The organism is Streptomyces sp. NPDC000229, assembly GCF_040300825.1.
Lineage (GTDB): Bacteria > Actinomycetota > Actinomycetes > Streptomycetales > Streptomycetaceae > Streptomyces.
This window is the reverse complement of record NZ_JBEPEL010000082.1, coordinates 23,251-29,706: the sequence shown is the minus strand read 5'-3', so window position 1 is coordinate 29,706 and position 6,456 is coordinate 23,251. Positions and strand designations below refer to the sequence as shown.

At 68.9% G+C, this 6,456-nt stretch carries 6 protein-coding genes and 1 pseudogene; 2 read left to right on the top strand and 5 right to left on the bottom strand.

Annotated elements, in window-relative coordinates:
- Both ABT360_RS29070 and ABT360_RS29065 read right to left on the bottom strand, forming a co-directional pair.
- Positions 1-100: pseudogene (locus ABT360_RS29070) on the bottom strand (PadR family transcriptional regulator); the annotation flags it as partial.
- Between the two features lie 316 nt (positions 101-416).
- The gene (locus tag ABT360_RS29065) at positions 417-857 is read right to left on the bottom strand and encodes a VOC family protein (protein ID WP_351822835.1); all 441 of its coding nucleotides are present in this window, start codon (positions 855-857) and stop codon (positions 417-419) included.
- A 727-nt stretch (positions 858-1,584) separates the two neighbouring features.
- Between ABT360_RS29065 and ABT360_RS29060 the strand changes: the two genes are divergently transcribed.
- Together ABT360_RS29060 and ABT360_RS29055 are read left to right on the top strand one after the other, a co-directional pair.
- Positions 1,585-2,004: a subtilase-type protease inhibitor gene (locus ABT360_RS29060; protein WP_351822832.1), complete on the top strand. Its 420-nt coding sequence runs from the start codon at positions 1,585-1,587 to the stop codon at positions 2,002-2,004.
- A 619-nt stretch (positions 2,005-2,623) separates the two neighbouring features.
- Complete coding sequence (locus ABT360_RS29055) at positions 2,624-3,208, top strand: YrhB domain-containing protein (RefSeq protein ID WP_351822829.1); 585 nt, start codon at positions 2,624-2,626, stop codon at positions 3,206-3,208.
- Between the two features lie 393 nt (positions 3,209-3,601).
- Here ABT360_RS29055 and ABT360_RS29050 read toward each other — a convergent pair whose 3' ends face one another.
- The 3 genes from ABT360_RS29050 to ABT360_RS29040 form a co-directional block, all read right to left on the bottom strand.
- Entirely contained in the window at positions 3,602-4,909 is a 1,308-nt protein-coding gene (locus ABT360_RS29050; protein ID WP_351822826.1) for a hypothetical protein, read from the bottom strand.
- A gap of 200 nt (positions 4,910-5,109) precedes the next feature.
- The gene (locus ABT360_RS29045) at positions 5,110-5,568 is read right to left on the bottom strand and encodes a DUF3995 domain-containing protein (protein WP_351822823.1); all 459 of its coding nucleotides are present in this window, start codon (positions 5,566-5,568) and stop codon (positions 5,110-5,112) included.
- 217 nt (positions 5,569-5,785) lie between these two features.
- Entirely contained in the window at positions 5,786-6,175 is a 390-nt protein-coding gene (locus ABT360_RS29040) for a hypothetical protein (RefSeq protein ID WP_351822820.1), read from the bottom strand.
- Between the last annotated feature and the right edge of the window lie 281 nt (positions 6,176-6,456).

Here is a 6,456-nt window from a genome sequence, read left to right as displayed (position 1 = left end):
TGAGGCCGGACTTCTCCAGCCGGCCCAGGGTCACGTAGATCTGGCCGACGTTGGTGGGAGGGTACGCGGCGCCCAGCAGTTGCTCAAGGTCCTGCCCGGCGCGGCCGCCTCCGGACTCGCGGCGCCCTGCGGCGGGCGGTCGAACAGCGGCGACCGGTCACACCGCAGAGGCGGAAGCTCCTGGCCGGCGGCCGGCCTGTCGCGCAATGACGTCTGCCGCCCGGGGCCCGGACGCTGCCACCGCACTTGGCCAGACCGGCGAGTTGAGCGCGTTCCAGGTCGGCTCAGAATGCGGCTGCCTTCAGGCCGTGCACGGCGCCGTACCGTTCCGGGGTGCGTACGTGGCCTCCCGTCCGACGCAGTTCCCAGGCGCGGCGCCCGGACGGCCCTCGGGGTGCCCGGCCCGTTCGGCAGCCTCAGCCGAGTTGCTCGGCCAGTCCGATGATGATGCCCTCGGGGCCGCGGACGTAACAGAGCCGATAGCTGTCCTCGTACTGCGCCACTTCACCGACGAGTTCGGCGCCGTGGGCCCGCAGGCGGGTCACGACGTCGTCGATGTGGTCGACGGCGAACATGATGCGACGCATGCCCAGCGTGTTCGCCGGAGCGTCCTTCGGCTCGGCGCTGATGGCCTTCGGCGTGTGGAACATGGCCAGCTCGATTCGGCCGTGGCCGTCAGGGGTCCGCAGCATTGCGATGTCCTGTCGGACGTCGTCGAGCCCGATGACGCGCTCCACCCACCGTCCCTCGACCGGCCCTTTGCCCTCCAGCTCCATGCCAAGTTCGACGAAGAACGAAACAACAGCGTCAAGGTCGTCGACAACGATCAGGACGTTGTCCATCCGCTGGATCGTCATGCTGAGTCCTCCTCGGAGTCGTACGGCCACGATGGCCGCATCCGCCCCTGAGACGGAGCCGCCAGGCCGTTCTCGACATCCTCTGCCACATCTTCTTCGAGGACCTCCTGACACAGCAGTGCCCGTCACACGCCAGTCGTACCGCAGGTCTACCTCAGCAGCACCGTCGCCGTGGCCCTGGTGATCCGGCTCCGGTCGTCAGCACCGCGATCAGCCCTCTGCCCTTCCGACGGCACCGGCGCGGTCGGCGGCGCGCAGGCGGCTCGCCTCCACTCCGTGGCCCCGGCGTCCGGCGTCCGCGTACACCCGCGCCCTCACGTCGGCCTCGTGCCTGGGGTGTGTCACACAGGGTGGTGCCGAAGGCTGGGCGGCCTCCGAAGGTGGTGGGCAGGGCGAGGATCGTGACCGGCTGCCGGCATCAGAACCAGCGCAATCCGGTCAGCTTGGATGGACGCTCGATGAACCGCACGCGACCGACAGCAGGTCAGGGGCCCCCAGGAGGTCGACACTTCGGGCATCACAGTGCGTCCGCAGACGGTGGCAGAGGGCACACCACCCGCCTTGAGCTGCCTGAACGACCATTCGGTCGTCGGTAATCGAACGGGTTGTCTGTAAACCGGTCCTCGATGTGCAGGTGACCTTCACTTCCGGCAGAGTCAACGGCGTCCACCCAGCGAAGTGCAGCCAACTGCCGCATTCGTTCTTCGAATTGAAAGAGAGTCCTACCGTGCGTCGCCACATCGCCACTGTCTCCGCCACCACCCTTCTGGGCCTGGCCTGCGCCACCGGCGTCGCGGAAGCCCAGCCCGCCAGCCTGTACGCCCCGTCCGCGATGGTCCTCACTGTCGCCCAGGGCGAGGACCCGGCCACCGTCGTACGAGCCTCCACCGTCAGCTGCGCACCGACCGCCCAGGGCACGCACCCCGACCCCCAGGCCGCCTGTGCGGCTCTCGCCGCAGCCGCCGGCACCCTCGACACGCTTCTGGCTTCGCCGGACTCGAACCGGGCCTGCCCGATGCACTACGACCCCGTCACCGTCACCGCAGACGGCGTCTGGCAGGGCAGCCGCATCTCCTGGAAGCACACCTTCTCCAACGCTTGCGTGATGTCCGTGACCTTCAACGGAAACCCGCTCTTCGCGTTCTGACCGCCCCGCCGAGACCGGACCGTCCTCCCGCGCGCCCTCGTTCGACGGTTCCCGACCACACGCCAGCCGAGCGCTCCGGGCCAGGCGCCGGAACCACGAGCCGGGACGGGCCGCCCACGCCGGGGGCGGCCGGTATGCGCCCCGATCCGGCATGCTGAGCGACACCGACACCCGCAACGGTGACTGGCTCAACTCGGCGGACTCGGCGGTCGGCGGACCGCTCCCCTGCCGGGCGCGGGGGCAGGCCGCGGGGTGCGGCGGGGGATGTTCTGGCACCGCAAGGGGCGAACGCCTTCGGCCCTGGCCCGCCAGCATCACCCCACGGCCCCTCGTACACGGACGAGCCCGCGTCCCGGTCCGCCGCCACTCCAGGCCGCCCCCCACCACCCGGACTTCCCAGGGTCGGAGGAGGTATTCGACGTTTCGGTGGGTCTTGGCCGACGGTGCCGGTTCGGCAGCAGCACGGCGCGGCACGGCGCCGAGACACACAACAGCAGTGGCCGGAAGGCCGGCTCGTCGTCTCAACCGCCACAGGACCGGTCTCGCCTCTGGGTACAGGGTGAGGCCGCCCGCAGAAAAAGCTGTGGCATCGTCGAAGCCACCACGCGATGCTGCACGGGTGATCGATCGGGATGATGCGGTTCGGATCGTCGAGGAAGAACTGGAACGCGACTACCAGGAGAGGTTGTCGGCGGGACGGGATCCCAGACATATGGCAGTCGTGCGCGCGCGGCGCCACGATCTGGTGTGGATCGTCTCCTGGACATCGGAGGAGTACCTGCGCACCGCGAACCGTGCCTTCGCGCTGGCCGGAAACGGGCCGTACCTGGTTGACCGCATCGACGGAAGCCTGCACCAGATCGGGGTGGTCTCCGCGATGGAGGGCACATGGGAAGCGGACTACCGCGTCCGTATCCGAGGGCAGGTCGTGCGAACCGCCGTGGACGATCTGCACGATAAGGTCCGGGCAGTGGCAGGTACTCGCGGGAGACTCCACGCCCTGCACACCCTGCGCCGCAGCGTGCCCGCGCTTTCCCTCGCGCAGGTCATCGAGTACGTGACCGCCCTGCACGACGGCGCCGTTCCAGAGCACCTCGTGAAAGTCTCTGCTGCAACGCTCATACCTCCCGCCAATCCGGTTCCGACGACCGTCACGACCATTCGCAGAGCCAGGCTCCACCGAGCCCGCCGACTCGAGCAGTAGCCGCAACAGCGCCCCGCCGACGGCGGGCCCGGGTGACGGCGCGCTCCGGCGGCGGACAGCGGCGCGGCGCTGCCGACACTGTCACCGCTGCCGCACACCTCATCCGGCTCCGCTCGTGATCGAGGACAGAAGGCAGCAAGCATCCCAGTATGGGTCCAGCACCTGGTACGCAGTTTCCGCTGGTCGCGCGGTTGCGGAGGCGGACATCGATGGCGCCGGGAAGCGTGCTGTCGGCGCGCAGGCCCGTGAGCGGTCGGAAGACGTCGAGGCCGTCGCATCCGGCGATGAGGTTGCCGAGTACGTGGCGGCTGAGGCGTCTTCTCGGCGGCGGAGACGTGACGGGGCACCTGAGCCGGCGCCGCCGCCGGAATGCGTGTTCAGCACAAGTGGTGCTCAGGGGACAAGGAATTCCTTCATGTCCGGGTACTTCACGTGGGTGCAGCCGCGCTGCTTCGTGATGTCGGCGACGTACGCGCGGAACAGGGTAGCCAACGTCCGAGGGCCGAGCACGTTGTCATAGCGGTAGCTGGAGCTGAGGGTGTGCAGGGCGGGCTTGCCATCACAGATGGAGGAGGCCCACCAAGCGCCACGTGCGTGACCGACCGTCCCCGTCTCGATGATCCCGTCCTCGGCGCCGATGACCTCGTATCCCACTGTGCGTGCCTCTGCACCGAAGTAGGAGGCGGAGCGCAGCCACCAGGGCGAGTGGGTGCGCGCCCCTTGGGCGCTGTCGTACTCGTCGTCGTTCAAGCCTCCGGCGATCCGGCCCACCTGGTCGGGGCTGACTGCCAGAAGGCAACCCTCGATGGGATTCGCCTTCCGGGTGGGGACTGAGAGGGCTCGGTCGGGCAACCGGCCTTGCCCCTGCTCCTTGATATGGCGGGCGAACCAGCTGCACGAACCGCCCGCCGCCTGCGCAGGGCGAAGGGCGGACGGTACGGGGGCCAGCTGGTCGTCGGGCAGAGCGGGCAACTCGGTCCGGCAGCCGATCCGGTCGGTGAGCTCCTCGGCTGCCGAGCGGGCGATGCGGGCGAGGAGCTCACGGTCTGCTGCCGGAACGTCCTCGTAGTCGGCGCGGGCGGTGACGTGCAGCAGAGGCGGAGCCGTCCTTTTGCTGCCGGGTCCGCACTCGGCGCGGATGGTGGTGTACCAGTTCCCGTACCAGCCCAGGGTGCCATCGCCCACTGGCCGGGATTCGGGACGCCGGTCGGCGACAGCGGTCACATCGGGCTTGTCGGCGCCCTCGCTGGTGTAGAACGGCTCGAGCCCGGCGTCGTCACCGACCCAATACAGCGGCTCGGACGTGCCGGCGCCCCGGACCAACAGCGTGAACAGGCTCTTTGTCTTCCCGGGACCGGGCACCTTGTAGACGGTGCAGGAAGTGGACGGCTCGTCGGCATCGAGCCTCAACTCGTGGTCGTCATCGGCCTTTGCCCGGACCATCCCGCCCTGCAGGCCCATCACCTCCGCCCCGGACAGGAGCCCGGCGCACGCCGCGGTGATGTCACGCTCGCTGGCAGCGCGGTCTCGGATGTCATCGACCGTCAGCCAGCCTGCGTACAGGCTCAGGCCGATCCCGCCCCACGCCGTCCACTGCCACAGCCTGATCCAGCCCACGCGCACCGCACACTCCCGGTAGAACCCGTCCGGCGCGAACGTTGCCGCACCAGGCACCGAGCGTAGACGTCCGTTCTCCGACAAGTCGAGGGAGGGCAGGGCCTGACCTGCACTGCCTCAGCCTCCACTGACGTGGTACGCGTCATTCCCAACGGGCATACACCGTCGCCGCGGCCCACCGCAGCGAGCCTGCCACCGCCGCCTCCAACCGCTCCCCCGCAATGCGTCACGCGTCACGCGTCACGCGTCAACAGTGCGGAAACAACACCCCACACCGGCACAGCTCAGTGACGCGCCGTCGCCGCCACCGCGACAACGCCACCCAGAACGCCCAGCACCACACACAACGGCGAATACAAGACACTGTTCCACCGCTGAAACTCCACCGCTGCTCCAGAGTTCATGAAATACCCACCCAGGCCGCGCGCGAGCAGAACCGCCGTCAGGACATACATACCCACCAACCGCAGCCAGACCGGCCCGAGTCCCGGAAGCGACTCATTGACCATCAACGTCAACACAGCACCACCGATCAGTGCCAGACCCACCGCAATAGCACTCTGCGCCGACGGCATCACCCCATCATCGCCACCGCCGATCGTCCTGGTGAACGTCACCGCATCCTTGAACGGCCAGGGCGAAAAGGCCCACACGAAATGCAGCACACCGATTGCCGTCAGAACAATCGCCAGCCCCACAGGGACCGCAGTCCGGATCATGTCCAGCACCTTCGGCTCAGCCAATGAGACAACAACCAGTATGGCAACGCCCCAAGCAGCACCAGCAGTTGGGGGCCCGACCACCCACACCCGACGTTGATTCGCTCCTTCCGCATCACCACGCTGGGCGGGGTGCTTTTCAACGCGCGGGACCGAGAAGAATCGTGTGCACCCCGCTCACCGCCCGGCAGGAGAAGACGCCACGTCCTGGCGCGTGCCTGACTCGATGGGTACCGCCGGGTCAGCGGTCTTCGCCCGCATCCGCGCGCGACCCGCCCTGCACCGCCGCCGTAGCCGCTCCGGGAGCACCGAGAACGGCTGAGATACGCAGACGCTCCACGCTCCGGCGCCATGACCGGCGAGGTGCCGTTCGCTCGCAGCGTGTGCGTCTCGGCATCTCGTCCTTCCACTCGGACAACGTCGCCCTGCCGCATCGGCGCCACACCGACGGTGAGATCCGCGCACGCTGCCCGCCGGTCGTGATCAGCGTGTTCACCGGCGCCAGGGGGTCACCGGCCATTGCCTTGGCCAGCAGGACGGCGGCGGCCAGCGGCAGCAAAGTCACAGCGAGCGCCGCGCCGGTGTTGGCGACGTGCCGCATGTTCACCCGCCGGGATGCGTCAGAGGTCATGCTGCTCATTCCAGCGACTGCCTGGCCGGGCCGCATCCGGCAGCGTACTCAGTGTTCGTCGTCCCGTACTCAGGTGGTGGTGGGCAGGACGACGTCACAGCAGCTTCCATGCCAGGGACCGTTCCCGCCTCGCGGCCGCCGTCGGCAGGGCGGATCCGGGGGGACTCGCGGAGGACGGAGCCGAGCTGCACCTGCGCGCCGGAGAGGCCAGCCGTCGGCCATGGGAGCGCCAAGCGGTGGCCGGGCAGAAGCTCATAGAGCATGCCCTCCGAGACCGCGCG

Bases quoted from the DNA above. Each gene is read 5' to 3' on its own strand.
- ABT360_RS29065 (WP_351822835.1), bottom strand. From the start codon at position 857: ATGACGATCCAGCGGATGGACAACGTCCTGATCGTTGTCGACGACCTT.
- ABT360_RS29040 (WP_351822820.1), bottom strand. From the start codon at position 6,175: ATGACCTCTGACGCATCCCGGCGGGTGAACATGCGGCACGTCGCCAAC.